This window comes from Streptomyces silvae (assembly GCF_016745505.1).
GTDB lineage: Bacteria > Actinomycetota > Actinomycetes > Streptomycetales > Streptomycetaceae > Streptomyces > Streptomyces silvae.
In genome coordinates this window covers 1-19,228 of sequence record NZ_JAERUC010000002.1, presented here as the reverse complement: position 1 = coordinate 19,228, position 19,228 = coordinate 1, and the positions used below count along the sequence as shown (strand labels likewise).

The 19,228-nt window shown below is 71.2% G+C and carries 14 protein-coding genes; 3 read left to right on the top strand and 11 right to left on the bottom strand.

From position 1 onward, the window contains the following. From JKV81_RS00075 to JKV81_RS00025, 11 genes are all read right to left on the bottom strand, one after another. Nucleotides 1–636, bottom strand: a 636-nt coding sequence (locus tag JKV81_RS00075; RefSeq protein ID WP_202074659.1) for a UbiA family prenyltransferase, incomplete at its 3' end; no start/stop codon positions are given. Next, on the bottom strand, nucleotides 633–1,751 hold the full coding sequence (locus JKV81_RS00070) for an inositol-3-phosphate synthase (RefSeq protein WP_129266496.1): 1,119 nt from the start codon (nucleotides 1,749–1,751) through the stop codon (nucleotides 633–635). The genes JKV81_RS00070 and JKV81_RS00075, both read right to left, overlap by 4 nt. 95 nt (nucleotides 1,752–1,846) lie before the next feature. Then, on the bottom strand, nucleotides 1,847–5,554 hold the full coding sequence (locus JKV81_RS00065; protein WP_129266495.1) for a ThuA domain-containing protein: 3,708 nt from the start codon (nucleotides 5,552–5,554) through the stop codon (nucleotides 1,847–1,849). Between the two features lie 297 nt (nucleotides 5,555–5,851). After that, on the bottom strand, nucleotides 5,852–6,856 hold the full coding sequence (locus JKV81_RS00060) for a sugar phosphate isomerase/epimerase family protein (RefSeq protein ID WP_129266494.1): 1,005 nt from the start codon (nucleotides 6,854–6,856) through the stop codon (nucleotides 5,852–5,854). Nucleotides 6,857–6,868: 12 nt separating this feature from the next. Then, entirely contained in the window at nucleotides 6,869–8,089 is a 1,221-nt protein-coding gene (locus tag JKV81_RS00055; protein ID WP_129266493.1) for a Gfo/Idh/MocA family protein, read from the bottom strand. Nucleotides 8,090–8,136: 47 nt separating this feature from the next. Beyond that, on the bottom strand, nucleotides 8,137–9,174 hold the full coding sequence (locus JKV81_RS00050; protein ID WP_124275747.1) for a substrate-binding domain-containing protein: 1,038 nt from the start codon (nucleotides 9,172–9,174) through the stop codon (nucleotides 8,137–8,139). 77 nt (nucleotides 9,175–9,251) lie between these two features. After that, entirely contained in the window at nucleotides 9,252–10,304 is a 1,053-nt protein-coding gene (locus tag JKV81_RS00045; RefSeq protein WP_099175309.1) for an ABC transporter permease, read from the bottom strand. Then, complete coding sequence (locus tag JKV81_RS00040) at nucleotides 10,301–11,824, bottom strand: sugar ABC transporter ATP-binding protein (protein ID WP_129266492.1); 1,524 nt, start codon at nucleotides 11,822–11,824, stop codon at nucleotides 10,301–10,303. Before JKV81_RS00040 ends, JKV81_RS00045 begins: the two co-directional genes overlap by 4 nt. 410 nt (nucleotides 11,825–12,234) lie before the next feature. Then, complete coding sequence (locus tag JKV81_RS00035) at nucleotides 12,235–13,416, bottom strand: ROK family transcriptional regulator (RefSeq protein ID WP_124275745.1); 1,182 nt, start codon at nucleotides 13,414–13,416, stop codon at nucleotides 12,235–12,237. A gap of 245 nt (nucleotides 13,417–13,661) precedes the next feature. Next, on the bottom strand, nucleotides 13,662–14,339 hold the full coding sequence (locus JKV81_RS00030) for a GntR family transcriptional regulator (protein ID WP_124275744.1): 678 nt from the start codon (nucleotides 14,337–14,339) through the stop codon (nucleotides 13,662–13,664). A gap of 94 nt (nucleotides 14,340–14,433) precedes the next feature. Further along, the gene (locus JKV81_RS00025; protein ID WP_124275743.1) at nucleotides 14,434–15,384 is read right to left on the bottom strand and encodes a beta-ketoacyl-ACP synthase III; all 951 of its coding nucleotides are present in this window, start codon (nucleotides 15,382–15,384) and stop codon (nucleotides 14,434–14,436) included. A 278-nt stretch (nucleotides 15,385–15,662) separates the two neighbouring features. On the opposite strand from JKV81_RS00025, the gene JKV81_RS00020 reads away from it, so the two are divergent. From JKV81_RS00020 to JKV81_RS00010, 3 genes are all read left to right on the top strand, one after another. Then, entirely contained in the window at nucleotides 15,663–16,652 is a 990-nt protein-coding gene (locus JKV81_RS00020; RefSeq protein ID WP_129266491.1) for a 2-dehydropantoate 2-reductase, read from the top strand. Continuing rightward, complete coding sequence (locus tag JKV81_RS00015; RefSeq protein WP_202074658.1) at nucleotides 16,649–18,604, top strand: molybdopterin oxidoreductase family protein; 1,956 nt, start codon at nucleotides 16,649–16,651, stop codon at nucleotides 18,602–18,604. Before JKV81_RS00020 ends, JKV81_RS00015 begins: the two co-directional genes overlap by 4 nt. Next, nucleotides 18,595–19,228: NADH-quinone oxidoreductase subunit NuoE family protein (locus JKV81_RS00010; RefSeq protein WP_202074657.1), on the top strand; the 634-nt coding region annotated here is incomplete at its 3' end. The genes JKV81_RS00015 and JKV81_RS00010, both read left to right, overlap by 10 nt.

The following is a 19,228-nucleotide window of genomic DNA, read 5'->3' as shown; positions in this document are numbered from 1 at the left end:
CGCGTTCGTACCGCGCGTCGCGTTCGTACCGCGCGTCGCGGTCACACCCGCACCCACACCCGCCGTCGCGGTCGCGCCGAGCAGCAGGTCCAGGGTGCGGGCCGAGGCCATCGCCGCCGGCCCCAGCCTCGTGTGCTTGAGCCTCAGGTCGTACGCCCAGACCGTGGCCGCCAGACCGGACGCGACCGCCAGCGCGGGGCGGCCCGCGCGGCCCGCCAGGGCGAGGCCCGCGGCCGTCAGGACGCCTGCCGCGGCCAGGGCGGCCCCGGGTGCGATCCGCCCCGAGGGGATGGGCCGGTGCGGGCGGTCGACGGCGTCCTCCTCCCGGTCGGCCCAGTCGTTGAGCGCCATGCCGGCCTCGTACAGGCAGAGCGAGGCGCCGACCGCGAGGGCGGTGCCCCGGTCAGGGCGCCGGCCCACCGCGGCCGCCCCGGCGAGGGCGTCCCCGGGCACGGTGAAGAGCGCCGACACGCGCAGCAGTTCCGCCCAGGCCCGCAGGCGCTCGCGGGTGGAGGGCCTGTCCGGTGCGGGCGCAGTCCCGCGCGCACCGGACAGGCTGTACGGGGGTGCCGTGGGACGGGCACCGAGCAGCCGCGGGGCGCCGGCCACCGCCGCGAGCAGCCGCAGCGGCCTCACCGGGCGGCCCGCAGGCGCTCGGCGAAGGCCAGCAGCTCGGCGTACTGCTCGGGCAGTGCGGCCGGGCCGCCGTCCGGGTCCTTGAAGTAGAAGCCCAGTTCGGGGCGGGGCCCGGTCAGGCCCGCCTCGTGGGAGCGCGCCAGCAGCCGGGCCAGGTCCAGGACCAGCGGTGCGGCGAGGGCGGAGTCGCAGCCCTGCCAGATGGTCTGGAGGATCATCCGCGAGCCGAGGAAGCCGTCGAAGGCGATGTGGTCCCACGCCGTCTTCCAGTCCCCCATCGCCGGTACGTCGTCGATGTGGACCTCGCCCTCCGGGGCGGACCCGAGCGTGTCGGCGAGCACCCGCTCCTTGCCGGCGTTCTTGGCGGCCGCGGCGGCCGGGTCGGCCAGCGCCGCCCCGTCCCCGCCGCCCAGCAGGTTGGTGCCCGACCACGCCCGCACCGGCAGTGCGCGCTGGACGAACATCGGTGCGAGCACGGAGCGGAGCAGCGTCTGGCCTGTCTTGCCGTCGCGTCCGGCGTGGGGAAGTCCGCTGGAGTCGACGGCGTCCTGGAGGTGCGGGGTGCGCAGCCCGGTGGAGGGGGTGAAGTTGGCGTACGGGCAGCCGGCGCGGAGCGCGGCCGCCGCGTAGAGGGAGCTGGCGGGCAGCCGGGAGTCGTCGTCGCCGGGTGCGGGTTCGGTCGAGGCGACGTTGATGACGACGGTGCGGGCCAGCCCGTGGCGGCGCGTGAAGTCCTGGATGTCGGCGGCGAAGGCGGCGATGAGCTCCTCGTCGCTGCGCGTGTCGCCCGGGAGGGGGCCTCCGGACCGTATCTCCGCGTCGGCGGCGGTCAGTTCGGCCTGGACGGCGGAGGGGAGCCCGTGCGGGAGCACTCCCCCGGCGGCGAGGGCCTCGGCCCGCTTGGGCAGGGGGCAGTCGAGGGTGTCGTGGCCGCCGAAGACGAGGGTGGTGAGCGGAGGCAGTTGGCTGTCGGTGAAGGGTGGGGTCTCGGTGACCATGCCGGTCGGCGGGTGGAGCCCTGCCGCGATGGCCGCGCACCCGGTGGTGGCGGTGGTGGCGACGGAGCCGCGTGCTCCGATGAACCAGACTCCGGTACGAGCGGCGTGTGCGGTCACGGGCTGCCTCCCTGGGGGCGGAAGAGGGGTGGTGGACGGTGGGCGGGGGAAGAGGAGCCCTTCCCCCGCCCACCACCGGCGCAGGAGTCGCCGCCCTACGTGGAGGGCAGCTCCTTCAGCTGGATGTCGCGGAAGGACACCTGGTCGTCGGCTCCGTGGTTCTGGAGGCCGATGTAGCCGTTCTTGAGGCTGCGGACCGGGTCGGTGTTGGTGAAGTCGTTGATCTTCACCCCGTTGAGGAAGACCTGGAGCCGCTCGCCCTGGACCTTGATCTCGTAGCTGTTCCACTGGCCGGGCGGCCGCAGGACCTGGTCACGGGCCTTGATGTTGGCGGACTTGAAGGTGTAGACGGCGCCCGTCGTGCGGTCCGCCGCGTCGGTGGCGTCGATCTGCACCTCGTAGCCGTTGTCCACCGCGGACCACGGGTCGTCCGACTCCGGGAAGCCGACGAAGACACCGGAGTTGTCGTCGCCCGCCATCTTCCAGTCGAGCTTCAGCGAGTAGGACTTCAGCTCCTTGGCCTGGTAGGTCAGCAGGCCCATGCCGCCCTCGGAGCGCAGCTCACCGTCGGCCACGGTGAATTTCCCGGGGCCGGCCTGCTTCCATCCTTCGAGGGTCTTCCCGTTGAAGATCGACCGGTAACCGGTGTCCGGCTTGCAGTTGGCCTTCACCTGGCCCGCGGCGTAGCGCAGACCGCCCAGCAGGTGCTGCCGGAAGGCGGGTTCGGCGTAGGACTCCTTGGTGTGGCCGAGGCCGGTGTAGAAGGAGCGGCCGCCCTGGTACGCCTGGCACCAGGCGATCGGGTGGTCGCCCTTCATGGTGCCGCCGGTGTAGGTGGTCTCGTCGAGCGTGGCGAGGACCTGAGCCTTGTCCCGGGGGTTGGTGCGGTAGTTGTACCACTCGTCGGTACGGTCCCAGGCCTCGTCCAGGTGCGCGGTCGCCGGGTGGTCGTGGTTCTCCACGCGGACGGTCGCGGGCTGGATCTGCGGGTGGGAGTCGAAGTAGGCCCCGACGAGACCGCCGTAGAACTTCCAGTCGTACTCGGTGTCGGCCGCGGCGTGGACGCCCATGTAGCCGCCGCCGGTGGACACGAAGTTCTCGAACGCCTTCTTCTGGTCGGCGTTCAGGACGTCACCGGTGGTCGACAGGAAGACGACCGCGTCGTAGCGCGCCAGGTTGCTGGTGGTGAACTGGCCGGCTTCCTCGGTGGAGTCGACCGTGATGTTGGTGTCCTTGCCCAGTTCCTTCAGCGCGGCGGTGCCCTCGGGGATCGAGTCGTGCCGGAAGCCGCCCGTCTTGGAGAAGACGAGGACACGCTTCGCGGTCCGGTCGACGGGGCTGTCGGAAAGTTCGAAGTCGTCCACGTCGTACAGCGCTCCGGCCCCGCCCTTGAAGACCAGGAAGAGTTCCGTGGCCTTCTTCGGCACGCCGCGCAGCGGCACGTCGACGTCCTGGAAGCTGTCCCAGCTGCCGGTCACCGGGATGGGCGCGGAGCCCAGGATCTTTCCGGTGGGCGACCCGGTCCGCACTTCGAGGAAGCCTCCCGCGCCGGCCGAGGAGGTGCGGGCGGTGAGCTTGGTGGAGCCGTCGAGGATGTACGGGGTGAAGGAGATCCAGTCGTCGTTGTCGATGTCACCGACGGTCCGGCCGCCGTGGGCACTGGTCTTGTTCGGGGTGGTGACGCCGGAGGAGTTGGTGAAGTGCTCGGCCTGACGGTGGCGCGGCTGGAGCTTCGCCTGGTCCCGGCCGGTCAGCGCGGCCTGTCCGCCGCCCCCGCCGTCGGTGTACGCGGCCGAGATCCCGCCGTAGATGTTGGCGTTGGGGTCGTGGCCGCCCTCCATGGCGGTCTTGATGGTGCCTTCGCAGCCGTGCTCGGTGGTGATGTCGTGGCCGTGGCTGTCATGGCCCAGGGTGAACTTGACCTCGACCTTGGAGCAGTCGATGGTGCCGTCCTCCGGGTCGGTGACGGTCACCTTGAAGGGCACCTCGTCGCCGAACTCGAAGAGCTGGCCGTCGGACGGGAACTGCATGTCGACGACGGGCGCGGTGTTGCCGACGGTCACGTGCACGCTGGCCGAACCGGTGCGGCCCGTGGGGTCCTCGGCGGTCACGGTGGCGGTGTAGGTGCCGTTCTTCTTGTACGTGTACGTGGGGTTCGCCGCGGTGGACGTGCCGCCGTCACCGAAGTCCCAGGCGTAGGTGAGGGCGTCGCCGTCACCGTCGGTGGTGCCCGCCGAGGAGAACTTCACCTTGAGCGGTGCGACACCGGAGGTCTTGTTCGACGAGGCCTCGGCGATGGGTGAGCGGCCGCCGGTGGCGTTCTCGATGCGGTACAGCGCCGAGTGCTCGTCACCGCCGAACCAGGAGAGGCCGTAGTCCAGGACGTACAGCGCTCCGTCGGGCCCGAAGGCCATGTCCATGACCTGGGTCCCGGTCCACGGGATGTCGTTGATGGACTGGACGGCGCCGTCGGCGTCCTGCTCGATGCGCTTGATCCACTGCCGGCCGAACTCCCCGGCGAAGAAGTCGCCGTCGTACTCCTCGGGGAACTTCACCGGCGAGTCGAGGTCCGCGTCGTAGTGGTAGACGGGCCCGCCCATCGGGGACTCGGAGCCGGTGCCGAACTCGGGCACGGAGGCGCCGTCGTACGGGATCCAGGCGGCCTCGGCCGGCGGCAGGTCGACGAGGCCGGTGTTGTGCGCCGAGTCGTTCTTGGGGGCCGCGCAGTCGAAGGCCGGGCCGGACGTCTGCGTGGCGAAGTCGTAGTCGCGGTAGGCGTCGTTGTCGCCGGTGCAGAAGGGCCAGCCGAAGTTGCCGGGCTTGGTCACCCGGGCGAACTCGACCTGTCCGGACGGTCCGCGGTTCGGGTCGGCGGCACCGGCGTCGGGGCCGTAGTCACCGACGTAGAGGATTCCGGTGGCCTGGTCCACGCTGAAGCGGAACGGGTTACGGAAGCCCATCGCGTAGATCTCGGGGCGGGTCTTGTCCGTGCCCGGGGCGAAGAGGTTGCCGTCGGGGACGGTGTACGAGCCGTCGTCGGCGACCTTGATACGGAGGATCTTGCCGCGGAGGTCGTTGGTGTTGCCGGCGGTGCGACGGGCGTCGAAGGCGGGGTTGCGGTCGGGCCGGTCGTCCAGCGGGGAGAAGCCGTCGGACGCGAACGGGTTGGAGTCGTCGCCCGTCGAGAGGTAGAGGTTGCCCTGCGCGTCGAAGTCGATGTCCCCGCCCACGTGGCAGCACATGCCACGGGTGGTCGGGATGTCGAGCACCTTCTTCTCGCTGGCGTTGTCGAGGGTGCCGTCCTCGTTGAGCACGAAGCGGGAGAGCCGGTTCACCCCGTCGAACTTCGCGAAGTCGGCGGCGGTGCCGTTCTCCGGGGCGTCGCCCTCGGGGGTGTCCAGCGGGGGCGCGTAGTAGAGGTAGATCGCGCGGTTCTCCGCGAAGTCCGGGTCGATCCCGACGCCCTGGAGGCCTTCCTCGTCGTGCGAGTAGACGGGGATGGTGCCGGAGATCCGGGTGTTGCCCGCGCTGTCCGTGATCCGCAGCTCGCCGCCGCGCGAGGTGTGCAGCACGCTGCGGTCTGGGAGCACCGCCAGCGAGATGGGTTCGCCGGTCTCGGCCGCGCCCTTGGCGAGGGTGACCTGCTGGAAGTCCTCCGCCGCGTCCTGCGCGACGGCTGCTTTCGGGGCGTCGGCGGTCGCGGCGGGCGAGGAGCCCAGGGTGAGGGTGGCGGCTGCGAGCAGTCCGCCGGTGAAGAGGGCGAGTGTTTTTCGGGCGCGGAGCCGTCTGCTGCTTCTGTGCACGTGCGTCCTCCGGAGTGTGCCGGTTGTACGGGCGGGTGCGTTCTGCCGTTCCGCGCGGGGACTGCCGCGCTCGCCTCCGGGGCCGCCTTGCGGGGCTCCGGTGACGCGAGTCATGTCGTGTACACGTGAGGGACCGTAGCTGTGTTCGTCCGGTACGGAAAGCCCTTGCGCAGCTACTGAGTTGAACTTTTACCCAGGGCAGGACAAAGGCGAGTCCGGGCAGGCCGGATCACCCCGCGTCCCGCCTGCCGGCGAGGCGCGGGGGTCCGGGGCAGTAGCCCCCGAGAAGGGGCCGCTCTAGTCGCCGCCCCCGAAGGCCGCGTCGAACGAGGCGCTCGGCGGGTCGAAGTCGAAGCGCTTCAGCGAGGCCAGCGCCTCCGGCGCTCCCGTCAGCCTGTCCATGCCCGCGTCCTCCCACTCCACGGAGACCGGCCCCTCGTACCCGATGGACCGCAGCATCCGGAAGACGTCCTCCCACGGCACGTCGCCGTGCCCCGCGGAGACGAAGTCCCAGCCGCGCCGGGGATCGCCCCACGGCAGATGGGAGCCGAGGCGCCCGTTGCGGCCGTCGAGGCGCTTGCGGGCCTCCTTGCAGTCCACGTGGTAGATCCGGTCCCGGAAGTCGTAGAGGAAGCCCACCGGGTCGAGGTCCTGCCACACGAAGTGGCTGGGGTCGAAGTTCAGCCCGAACGCGGGCCGGTGGCCCACGGCCTCCAGGGCGCGGTGCGTGGTCCAGTAGTCGTACGCGATCTCGCTCGGGTGCACCTCGTGGGCGAAGCGCACCCCCTCGGCGTCGAAGACGTCCAGGATCGGGTTCCACCGCTCCGCGAAGTCCTCGTAACCGCGTTCGATCATGTGCGGCGGGACCGGCGGGAACATGGCGACCAGGTGCCAGATGGAGGACCCGGTGAAGCCGATGACGGTGTCCACGCCGAAGGCCGCCGCCGCCCGGGCGGTGTTCTTGATCTCCTCGGCGGCCCGCTGCCGGACGCCCTCGGGCTCCCCGTCGCCCCAGATCCGGCCCGGCAGGATGCCCTGATGGCGTTCGTCGATCGGGTTGTCGCAGACCGCCTGGCCCACCAGGTGGTTGGAGATCGCCCAGCACTTCAGGCCGTACTTGTCGAGCAGCTGCCGCCGCCCGTCGAGGTAGCCGGGGTCCGCCAGGGCCTTGTCGACCTCGAAGTGGTCTCCCCAGCAGGCGAGTTCGAGGCCGTCGTAACCGAAGTCCCGGGCCAGCCGGCAGACCTCCTCCAGCGGAAGGTCGGCCCACTGGCCGGTGAAGAGAGTGAAGGGACGGGGCATGCGCGGAACCTCCTAGAAGGGAACCGGGGTGTGTACGGAGTTCTTCGCGGCGCTCTCCTCGACGGCGGCGAGCACCCGCTGCACCTGGAGGCCGTCGGCGAACGACGGCACGGGGGCGCGCCCTTCGGTGATGGTGCGCACCACGTCGTGGGCCTGGTGGACGAAGGTGTGCTCGTAGCCCAGGCCGTGGCCCGGCGGCCACCAGGCCTCCAGGTAGGGGTGCTGGGGTTCGGTGACGAGGATCCGGCGGAAGCCGGCGCTGGTGGCGGGTTCGGTGTGGTCGTGGAAGGAGAGCTCGTTGAGCCGTTCCAGGTCGAAGGCGATCGACCCGAGCTCCCCGTTGATCTCCAGGCGCAGCGCGTTCTTGCGCCCGGCCGCCATCCTGGTCGCCTCGAAGGAGGCCAGGGCCCCCGACGCCAGCCGTCCGGTGAACAGGGTCGCGTCGTCGACGGTGACCGCCCCCCGCGCGGTCCCGTCGGCGGCGCCCGTGAGCCCGGCGGCGGCCCCGGCGAGCACGGGCCTCTCCCGTACGAAGGTCTCGCTCACCGCCGACACCCCGACGAGCGGCTCCCCCGCCAGGTACTGGGCGAGGTCCACGATGTGCGCCCCGAGGTCCCCCAGTGCGCCGGATCCGGCACGCTCGCGGTCCAGCCTCCAGGTGAGCGGTGACTCGGGGTCGACGAGCCAGTCCTGGAGGTAGGTGGCCCGTACGTGCCGGAGCGCGCCGAGCCTGCCTTCCTCAATCATCGTGCGGGCGTAGGTGAGGGCGGGCACCTTGCGGTAGTTGAAGCCCACGATCGCCACCTGGCCGCGGGCCGCCGCCCGCTCCGCGGCCTCCGCCATGGCCTCCGCCTCCGCGACCGTGTTGGCGAGCGGCTTCTCGCAGAGGACGTGCTTGCCCGCCTCCAGCGCGGCGATGGCGATCTCCGCGTGGCTGTCGCCGGGCGTGCAGATGTCGACCAGCTGCACGTCGTCCCGGGCGATCAGGGCGCGCCAGTCGGTCTCCGCGGCCGCCCAGCCGTGCCGGGCGGCGGCGGCCTCGACGGCCGCACGGTCGCGTCCGCAGATCGCGGCGAGAGCGGGTCGCACCGGCAGGTCGAAGACGTGTCCCGCGGTACGCCACCCCTGGGAGTGGGCGGCGCCCATGAACGCGTATCCGACCATGCCGACGCCGAGCGTCGCCGTCGGCGGCGATGCCTCGGTCTCCTGCTCCGTTTCTTCCCTGCGGGCCATGCGGGCTTCCTCCTCGTCGGTGGTTCGGTGGCGGCGGCGGTGCGGGATCAGCTGAAGCCCGTCGGCAGGTACTGGTCGATGTTGTCCTTGGTGACAACCGCCGAGTACAGGGTCAGCGAGGTCGGGATCTCCATCTCGGAGAGGCCCGCGATGCCCTTGCTCTGGCCGAGCGCGCGCGCCAGGTCGATCGCGGACGCGGCCATCGTGGGCGGGTAGAGCACGGTGGCCTTCAGGACGCTGTTGTCGGCCTTGATGGCGTCCATCGCGGACTTCGCGCCGGCCCCGCCGACCATCAGGAACTCGTCGCGGCCGGCCTGCTGGATGGCCCGCAGCGCGCCGACGCCCTGGTCGTCGTCGTGGTTCCACAGCGCGTCGAACTGCTTCTGCGCCTGGAGGAGCTGCGCCATCTTGGCCTGCCCCGACTCCACGGTGAAGTCGGCGGCCTGACGGGCCACCAGCTTGATGTTGGAGTAGTTCTTCAGCGCGTCGGCGAAGCCCTGGCTGCGCTGCTTGGTCAGTTCCAGGTTGTCGATGCCGGCGAGCTCGACGACCTTGGCGTTCGCCTTGTCCTTGAGCTGTTCGCCGATGTAGTGACCGGCGTTGAGGCCCATGCCGTAGTTGTCGCCGCCGACCCAGCAGCGGTAGGCCTGCGGGGAGGCGAAGATGCGGTCCAGGTTGACGACGGGGATGCCGGCCTTCATCGCTTCCAGGCCGACCTGGGTGAGTGCCTTGCCGTCGGCCGGGAGGACGACGAGGACGTCGACCTTCTTGTTGATGAGGGTCTTGACCTGGCCGATCTGGGCGGCGGTGTCGTTGGAGCCCTCGGTGATCTCCAGGGTCACCTCGGAGTACTTCTCCGCCCGCGCCTTGGCCTGGACGTTGATGGCGTTGAGCCATCCGTGGTCGGCCTGGGGTCCGGCGAAGCCGATGGTGACGGGCTTTCCGGGCTTGTCGTCGGCGGCCGGCTGGTTGCTCTGCGCGGCGGCCTTCTCCTTGGGCTCGTTGCTGGTACAGGCGGTGAGGAAGGCTCCCGCGGAGACGGCCGCGGTGCCGAAGAGCAGTCCTCTGCGGCTGGTTTCTGGCATGGCTGTCAAACCCTTCATCCGGTGCGATACGTACGGAACAGCGGGTGGGTGAGCAGTGTTCTGTCAGGCCGGGGAACTCAGGTCTCGCCGCCGCGCAGGGTGCGGTGCTGGACGAGGACGGCGGCGACGATGATGGCGCCCTTGGCGATCTGCTGGACGTCGCTCTGCAGGTTGTTCAGGGCGAAGATGTTGGTGATCGTCGTGAAGACGAGGACACCGAGCACGGATCCGACGATGGTGCCACGGCCGCCGCTCAGCAGGGTGCCGCCGATGATCGCGGCCGCGATGGCGTCGAGCTCGTACAGGTTGCCGTTGGTGTTCTGCCCGGAGCCGGACAGGATGATCAGCATGAAGGCGGCGATGCCGCAGCACACGCCGGAGAGCAGGTAGAGATAGAGCCGCTGGCGGCGTACGTCGATGCCGGCGAGCCTGGCCGCCTCCGCGTTGCCCCCGATGGCGACCGTACGGCGTCCGAACGTGGTCCGGTTCAGGATGAGCCAGCCGACGACGGTGACCGCGGCGAAGCCCAGGACCAGCGGCGGGATGCCCAGGACGTACGAGTCGGGCAGGCCGAGATCGAGGACCGACTGGACGGTGACGATCTGTGTCTTGCCGTCGGTGATCAGCAGCGCGAGCCCACGGGCCGACGCGAGCATGGCGAGCGTCGCGATGAAGGGCACCATCCGCCCGTAGGCGATCAGGACCCCGTTGACGAGCCCGGCGGCGAGTCCGACGATCACCGCGGTGAAGAGGATGCCGGCGAAGCCGAAGTCCTGGGTGGCGAGCGTCGTGGCCCAGACGGACGCGAGAGCCACCATCGCTCCGACCGAGAGGTCGATGCCGCCGCCGATGATGACGAGGGTCATGCCGACGGTGACGACCCCGATGACGGAGGACTGCGTCAGGATCAGCTGGAGGTTCCCGGTGTCCAGGAACGCGTCGGGTTCGGTGATGCCGCCGACGACGGCCAGGACGGCGAGGACGCCGAGCAGCGACAGGTTACGGACGTCGGCTCGCAGGCCGAACGCGCGCGGACCGCCGCCCTGCTTCGAGGGCGGCGCGGCCACGGGGCCCGTCGCGGTCCCCTTCTCGGGCCCTTGGTGCTGCGCCGACGGTGCGGGCTGTGTCATGACGTCGGGCTCCCTTCCATGACGAGGTCGAGGACACGGTGCTCGTCGAGCTCCCTGGCATCGGCCGTGTGCACGACACGGCCCTCCCGGAGCACCAGCACCCGGTCGGCGAGGCCCAGCACTTCGGGCACTTCGCTGGAGACGAGCAGAACGGCGAGGCCTTCGTCGGCCAGCCGGCGGATCACGGCGTACAGCTCGGCGCGGGCGCCGACGTCGACGCCGCGGGTGGGTTCGTCGAGCAGCAGGACCCGGCAGCCGCGCAGCAGCCAGCGGGCCAGGACCGCCTTCTGCTGGTTGCCGCCGGAGAGGGTGCGAACGGCGGCGTCGGGGTTGTCGGGCCGCAGGGAGAGCTCCCTGGTCGCGGTCCTGGCCGCGGCGCGCTCGGCGCCCCGGTCGAGCCAGCCGCCCCGGGCGAAGCGGGACAGCGTGGAGATCGAGACGTTACGGGTGACGGATTCCGTCAACAGCAGCGCCTGCGCCTTGCGTTCCTCGGGGGCGAGGCCTATGCCCGCGGCCACTGCGGCCCGGACGCTGCCGGCCCGCAGCGGTGTGCCGTCGACGAGGACGCGCCCGGCGGTCGGCTTGCGGGCGCCGTAGACGGTCTCCAGGATCTCGGAGCGCCCGGAGCCGACGAGTCCGGCCAGGCCGACGATCTCGCCGGGCATGAGCTCCAGGTCGACGGGCTCGAACTCCCCCTTGCGACACAGGCCTTCGACCCTCAGCACGGGTTCGGCCGTGGCCCGCGCACCGGCGGCGGGCCGCTCCGGGAAGACGAACTCGACGTTGCGGCCGGTCATCATGGCAACGATGTCGTTCGTGGGAGTGGAGTGGGCGGGAAGCCCGACGGCGACGGCCCTGCCGTCCTTCAGCACGGTCACCCGGTCGCCGATACGGCGGATCTCCTCCAGCCGGTGCGAGATGTAGACGACGGCCACCCCGTCGGCGGTGAGCCCGTCGACGATGCGGAAGAGGTTGTCGACCTCGTCGGGGTCCAGCGCGGCGGACGGCTCGTCCATCACGATGAGGCGTACGTCGTGGGAGAGCGCCCGCGCCATGGAGACGATCTGCTGGTGGGCGGCGGACAGGTCGCCGACCAGCCGGCCGGGGTCGATCTCGGGGTGACCGAGACGCTTGAGGAGCGCGGCGGCGGTCGTACGGGCCTCCCGGGTCCTGACGACGAAGCCCGCGCTGGTGGGTTCATGTCCGAGGAAGACGTTCTCCGCGACCGACAGGCCCTCCACCAGGTCGAGTTCCTGGTAGATGGTGGCGATCCCCAGCCGCATCGCGGCGATCGGCGAGGACAGCTGGACGGGCTCGCCCCGCCAGGTGATGGCGCCGTCGTCGGGCTGGTGGGCCCCGGCCAGCACCTTGATGAGGGTGGACTTGCCCGCGCCGTTCTGGCCGAGGAGACAGTGGACCTCACCGGCCAGGACCTCCAGGTCCACGCCGTCGAGGGCGCGCACACCGGGGAACGACTTGGTGATGCCGGACATCGTGAGCAGAGGTGGTTCTGGTGCCATGACGAATCCCCTCGGCGAGTGGGTTCTCCCCTGCTCGGACGTGCCGAGAGACCGGGGAAGGCCGGTGAGCGGGCAGGGGGCAGTGCCGGCGGTGCCGTACTGCGGACGGAACTGCTGGGTGGTACAGCGGTGTTCGTGCGGTGCTGCGGCTCGTGCAGGTGCGGTAGGCGTGCGGTGCGGTGCTGCGGCTCGTGCAGGTGCGGGTAGGCGTGCGGTGCGGTGCTGCGGCTCGTGCGGTGTGCGCGTGCGGTGCGGTGCGGTACAGCTGTGTGCTCGTACGGTGCTGTGCTCGTGCGGTGGTGCGTGCCGTGCGGTGCTGCGTGCCGTGCGGTCCTGCGGGCGGAGCTCGGGACAGGCTGCTTACGGTGGTGACTGCGGAACGCGTGCCGAACGGCGCGCCGGCCCGTCCATCAGGCCGGCGAGAACAGGTGGTCGCTGATGAGCCTGGCCGCGCCGGTCACTCCGGCGACGGGCCCCAGCTCACCGAGGACGATGGGGAGGTTGCCCGTGGCCAGCGGCAGTGACTGCCGGTAGACCTGGGTGCGGACGCTGGCCAGCAGGTTGTGGCCGAGCCCGGTCACCCCGCCGCCGATCACGACGAGGCCCGGGTTGAAGAAGCTGACGAGTCCGGCGATGACCTGGCCGACCCGGTTCCCGCCCTCGCGGATCAGGTCCAGCGCCGTGGGGTCACCGGCCGCCGCGGCGGCGGCCACGTCGACGGCCGACAGCGCGCCGGCCGCCTCCAGCCGGGACGCCAGCTCCGGGGACCGGCCGGCCCGCGCGGCGTCCTCGGCGTCACGGGCGAGGGCCGCGCCGCTGAAGTGGGCTTCAAGGCAGCCCTTGTTGCCGCAGGCGCAGGCACGCCCGTCGGGTTCGACCTGGATGTGGCCGATGTCGCCGGCGCTGCCCGTCGTACCGCGGTAGACCTCTCCGCCCACCACGATGCCGCAGCCGATACCCGTACCGATCTTGACGCAGAGGAAGTCGCCCACGGAACGCGCGACGCCCGCGTGCTGCTCCCCCAGCGCCATCAGGTTCACGTCGTTGTCGACCATGACGGGGCAGCCCAGCTCCTGGCTGAGCGCCTCGCGGACCGGGAAGCCGTCCCACCCGGGCATGATCGGCGGAGCGACCGGTACGCCCTCGGGGAAGCGGACGGGCCCCGGTACGCCGATGCCGGCGCCGTCGAAGCCCTCGGCGAGCCCGGAGGCCCGGAGCTTCGCCGCCATCGCCAGCACCTGGTCGAAGATCGCGACGGGTCCCTCCCGTACGTCCATCGGGTGGTTGAGGTGGCCGAGAACCTCCAACTCCGCGTTGGTGACGGCCACATCGATGGATGTGGCGCCGATGTCGACGCCGAGGAAGCGCAGTCCGGGGGCGAGCCGGATGTTGTGGGAGCGGCGTCCGCCCCGGGAGGCGGCGAGCCCGTCGGCGACGACGAGCCCGGTCTCCAGGAGCCGGTCCACCTCGACGGCGAGCTTGGAGCGCGAGAGGTCGACCTGATCGCCCAGCTGTGCACGGGAGTTGGGTCCCCCGTCCCGCAGCAGCCGGAGCAGTCGCGCCTGGTGCGTGTTCGCGGGTCGTGCCGTCATACGTCTCACGCGTCCCTCCCCGCCACATCGGCCAGTCCGTCGGGCTTTCGAGGGGAACGTAGCAGCGGTTTACCGGAGTGGGAAGAAGTTGCGCATGAATCCGCTCCAACTTTCTCCACACTCAGGACAAAGATGCGCGTCGGGCGCTTCGGAGGGCCAAGGGGCCCACGAGCCGCGGACGTTCCCCGCCGGGAGCACGCGAAAGAGGCCGGAGCGATTCGCTCCGGCCTCCGGTACGGCGACGATCAGCCCTGTTCGCGCCGGTGATACGTCTGGCGCGTGTGCTCGGTGTGCGCCCGCATGATCTCGGTCGCCCGCTGCTCGTCCCGGGAGGCGATCGCGGCGATCAGCTCCCGGTGCTCGATCCAGGACTGGGTGCCGCGCTGACGGGCCACCGGCGTGTAGTACCACCGGACCCGGCGGTCGACCTGGCCGGCGAGCTCCGAGAGGACGACATTTCCGGCCAGCTCCATGACCTTGGCGTGGAACGCGGCGTTCGTGGCGACGGCGAGGTCCACGTCGTCGGCGGCGACGGCCCGCTCCCCCTTGGAGCAGAGCTCCTCCAGGGCCTCGATCCCCGGCCGCCCGGAGTGGGCGGCGGCCAGCCGGGCGGCCTCGGCCTCCAGCAGGGTGCGCACCGAGAGCAGCTGGTCCGCCTCCTCCTCGGTGGGCTCGTGGACGAACGCGCCCTGGGCGGGGCGCAGATCGACCCAGCCCTCGGTGTTCAGCCGCTGGAGCGCCTCGCGCACCGGCTGCCGCGACACCCCCAGATGTCCGGCGAGTTCGCTCTCGACGAGGTGCTGGCCGGGGCGGAGGGCGCGCGTGGTGATCAGCTCCAGGAGCGCCTCGTAGACACGCTCGCGCAACGGCCCCGGCCGCTCCAGCTTCGGCACCGTTCCTTGCGGCAGTCCTGCGGACAACATCGCGGTCCCCCTCCGAGCGCCCGGGCATTGCTTATCGTCTACAGTCTACCGAGCACAATGCCACGACGGGGGCCCGGAGGCCATCACCTGCCCCTCACGGGCAGCGGATCACCTGGCCCGCGTACGAGAGATTCCCGCCGAAGCCGAAGAGCAGGACCGGTGCACCGCTCTCGACCTCGCCGCGCTCCACCAGCTTGGACAGGGCCATCGGGATCGACGCGGCCGAGGTGTTGCCCGAGTCCACCACGTCGCGGGCGATGACGGCGTTGACCGCGCCGATCTTCCGGGCGACGGGTTCGATGATCCTCAGGTTGGCCTGATGCAGTACCACCGCGGCCAGTTCCTCGGGCGTGACCCCGGCCCGTTCGCAGACCGTGCGGGCGATCGGCGGCAGCTGCGTGGTGGCCCAGCGGTAGACGGACTGCCCCTCCTGCGCGAACCGCGGGGGCGTGCCCTCGATCCGTACGGCGTTGCCCATCTCCGGCACCGAACCCCACAGGACCGGGCCGATCCCGGGGTTGTCACCCCCCTCGGGGTCGGCGGTGACGACGGCGGCCCCGGCGCCGTCGCCCATCAGGACGCAGGTGGAGCGGTCCGTCCAGTCGACGATGTCGCCCATCTTGTCGGCGCCGATGACGAGGGCCCGGGTGGCGGCTCCGGCCCGGACGGCGTGGTCGGCGGTGGCCAGCGCGTGGGTGAACCCGGAGCAGACCACGTTGATGTCCATGACGGCCGGCGAGCCCATGCCCAGACGGGCGGCGACGCGGGCGGACATGCTCGGCGAGCGGTCGATGGCCGTGGACGTGGCGACGAGGACCAGGTCGATGTCCGCGGGCTGCAGTCCGGCCGAGGCGAGGGCCTTGGCCGCGGCGTGCGCCGCCAGCTCGTCCACGGGTTCGTCCGGGCCGCCCACGTGCCGGGTCCTGATGCCGACCCGGCTGGTGATCCACTCGTCGCTCGTGTCGACCATGGCCGCCAGGTCGTCGTTGGTGAGGACCTTGGCGGGCTGATAGTGGCCGAGCGCCACGACACGTGAGCCGGTCATGTACGGGTTCCCCTCGCTACGTTTGGCAGGAACTATCCAGTCTTGGTTGCTACCGACCGGTACAGGGGCACCTAACCCCACAGGAATACGGGCCCGAGGTTGGAGCGTCTCGAACAGCTCCCCGGGAACTCTCGCGGACACTCCGGCGTCCCCGCCGGAATCGCGGACGGACGAGGCACACGCTGTCACGAGTATTGACCCTCTCCGAAGGCATACTGTAGACAATATTCTGTCGACTTGACACCTCGCTCGGTCCTCCTCACCGAACGGAGAGCCCCGTGAAAGTCGCAGTTGTCGGCGCCGGAGCCATCGGCGCCTATGTCGGGGCCGCGCTCCACCGCGCGGGCGCCGAGGTCCATCTCATCGCCCGGGGCCCGCATCTGGCGGCCATGCGCCGTGACGGCGTGCGCGTCCTCAGCCCGCGCGGTGACTTCACCGCACGGCCCGCCGCCACCGACGACCCGTCGGAGGTCGGCCCCGTCGACTATGTCTTCCTCGGCCTCAAGGCCAACTCGTACGCCGGATCGGGACCGCTGGTCCATCCGCTGATGCACCGGGGCACCGCGGTGATCGCCGCCCAGAACGGCATCCCCTGGTGGTACTTCCACGGTCTGGCCGGCCCCTACACCGGCCGCCGGCTCGACAGCGTCGACCCGGCGGGCACGGTGAGCGCCACGCTGCCGCCCGAACGCGCCATCGGATGCGTCGTGTACGCCGCCACCGAGATCGAGGCACCGGGCGTCGTACGCCATCTGGAGGGCACCCGGTTCTCCATCGGGGAGCCGGACCGCACGGTCTCCCGGCGCTGTCTGGACTTCAGCGAGGCCATGGTCGCGGGCGGACTCAAGTGCCCGGTGGAATCCGATCTGCGCAACGACATCTGGATCAAACTGCTCGGCAACATCTCCTTCAACCCGATCAGCGCGCTGGCCCGCGCCACCATGGGCCAGATCTGCCGCCATCCGGAGACCCGCGCACTCGTGGAGTCGATGATGCGCGAGACCCTCGACGTGGCGGCGGCCGTCGGCTGCCGCCCCGAGATCTCCGTGGAGCGGCGCATCGCGGGCGCGGAGCGCGTCGGCGATCACAAGACATCCACCCTCCAGGACCTGGAGAAGGGCAAACCCCTCGAACTCGACGTGCTGCTCGCGGCCGTCGTCGAGCTGGCCGAACTGGCCGGGACGCCCGTACCGACGCTGCGCGCGGTGCACGCGCTCGCGGATCTCCTCGCCACCACGTCCCCGGCACCGGCAGGGAGCGCAGCATGAAGACCGAACGCACGGGCGGCAGGACCCGCAGGGGCCGGCAGCCGAAGACGTACGAACGCCTCACCCACCCCCTCGTCCGCGGGGAGGACGGTGTACTGCGCCGGGCGAGCTGGGACGAGGCGCTGGCCCGGGCCGCTGCCGGGTTCCGGCAGACCCGTGAGGCGTACGGCCCCGACGCCTTCGCGATGCTGTCCTGCGCCCGGGCCACCAACGAGATGAACTACGTGGCCCAGAAGTTCACCCGGGTCGTGATGGGCACCAACAACGTCGACTCCTGCAACCGCACCTGCCACGCCCCCAGCGTCGCGGGGCTCTCGGCCGCCTTCGGCTCCGGCGGCGGCACGTCCTCGTACGAGGAGGTGGAGCACACCGACCTGATCGTGATGTGGGGCTCCAACGCCCGTTTCGCGCACCCGATCTTCTTCCACCACGTGCTGAAGGGCATCCGCAACGGCGCCCGGATGCACGCCGTCGACCCCCGCCGCACCTCGACCGCGGAATGGGCGGAGAGCTGGCTGGGCCTCAACGTCGGCACGGACATCCCGCTCGCCCATGCCATCGGCCGCGAGATCATCCACGCGGGGCTGGTCAACCGGGCCTTCGTGGACCGCGCGACCTCCGGGTACGAGGAGTACGCGGCGCTCGTCGAACCCTGGACCCTGACCGCCGCCGAGAAGGTGACCGGGGTCCCGGCCGAGGCGATCCGCGACCTCGCCCACGCCTACGCCACGGCCGAACGCGCCCAGCTCTGCTGGACCCTGGGCATCACCGAACACCACAACGGCACCGACAACGTCCGCGCGCTGATCAACCTCTGCCTGCTCACCGGCCATGTCGGACGGTACGGCTCCGGGGTCCAGCCGCTGCGCGGGCAGAACAACGTGCAGGGCGGCGGCGACATGGGCGCCATCCCCAACAAGCTGCCCGGCTTCCAGGACATCCTCGACCCGCCGGTCCGGCAGAAGTTCGAGCGGTCCTGGGACACCGTCATCCAGCCCCGGTACGGCAAGACCCTCACCCAGATGTTCGAGGCCATGGAGACCGGCGAACTCCGCGCGGTGTACTGCATCGGGGAGAACCCCGCGCAGTCGGAGGCCGACAGCGACCAGGCCGTACGCCGGCTGGAGGCCCTCGACCACCTGGTGGTGCAGGACATCTTCCTGACCAGGACCGCCCAGCTCGCCGACGTGGTCCTGCCCGCGACCGCCGCCTGGGCCGAGACCGACGGCACCACCACCAACAGCGAACGGCGCGTCCAGCGGGTCAGGGCCGCGCTCGTCCCGCCGGGCGAGGCCCGCGAGGACATCGACATCATCTGCGCCATGGCCGAACATCTGGGCCACGACTGGAAGTTCGAGGACTCCGAGGCCGTCTGGAACGAGCTGCGCTCCCTCTCCCCCGACCACTTCGGGATGACGTACGAACGGCTCGCGGAGCACCAGGGCCTGCAGTGGCCCTGCCCCGACACGGAGAAGCTGCCCTCCAGCTTCCTGCACGCCCGCCTCTGGGAGACCGATCCGGACCTGCGCGGCCCGGCGGCGCCCTTCGGCCTGGTGCAGCACGACCCGCCGGTCGACCTCACCGACGAGTCCTACCCGCTGCGGCTCACGACCGGGCGACGTCTGGACTCGTACAACACCGGCGTGCAGAGCGGGAGTTACGCGTCGCCGTTGCGCCGGGGCGAATACATCGAGCTCTGCCCGGAGGACGCGGAGTCCTACGGCGTGACGGTCGGCGAAGAGGTGCGGGTCTCGTCCCGGCGGGGCAGCGTCACCGCACCCGTCTGGATCGACCCCGGGCTGCGGCCGGGCCTCGCCTTCATGACGATGCACTTCCCCGACGAGGTCGACACCAACCAGCTGACCATCGAGGCGAACTGCCCGATCGCCGGCACCGCCGAGTTCAAGGCGTCCGCCGTACGGATAGAGAAGCTGGTGCCGGCATGGACCTGAAGTACACCGACGCGGCCCCGTCCGACGCCGAACGGGAAGCGGTGGACGCCCTGTTGGGCCCCCCGCCGTCCGGCTGGGAGGGCGCCGCCGAGCGTTCGGACGAGGACCTGCGCTGGGCGAGGGGCGGCGCGGCGGCCGCCAGGGACCGGCGCGACCAGCTGCTGCCGGCACTGCACGCCGTGAACGACCGCGTGGGGTGGATCAGCGAGGGCGCCCTGGACTACATCTGCCGCCGGCTGACGGTGGCCCCGGCGGAGGCGTACGGAGTAGCCACCTTCTACGCCATGTTCGCGGTGCGCCCCCGCCCGGCGAAGGTGCTCCACGTCTGCACGGACCTGGCCTGCGCGGCCCGCGGCTCGGCGGCCGTGTGCGCGGACCTCACCGAACGCCTGGGCCCGGCGGGCACCCCGGCCGAGGGCACGGTCTGGCAGGAGAGCCCCTGCCTGGGCCTCTGCGAACGAGCCCCGGCAGCACTGCTGCTCCAGGCTGGAAAAGAACCGCCCTCGCCGGCGAATTCAACCCGGCCAGAACTCCACCACCCTCCAGGGGCAATATCAGCCCCGGCGGAACTCCCCCACCCCCCTGGGGCAATATCAGCCCCGGCGGAACTCCCCCACTCCCCAG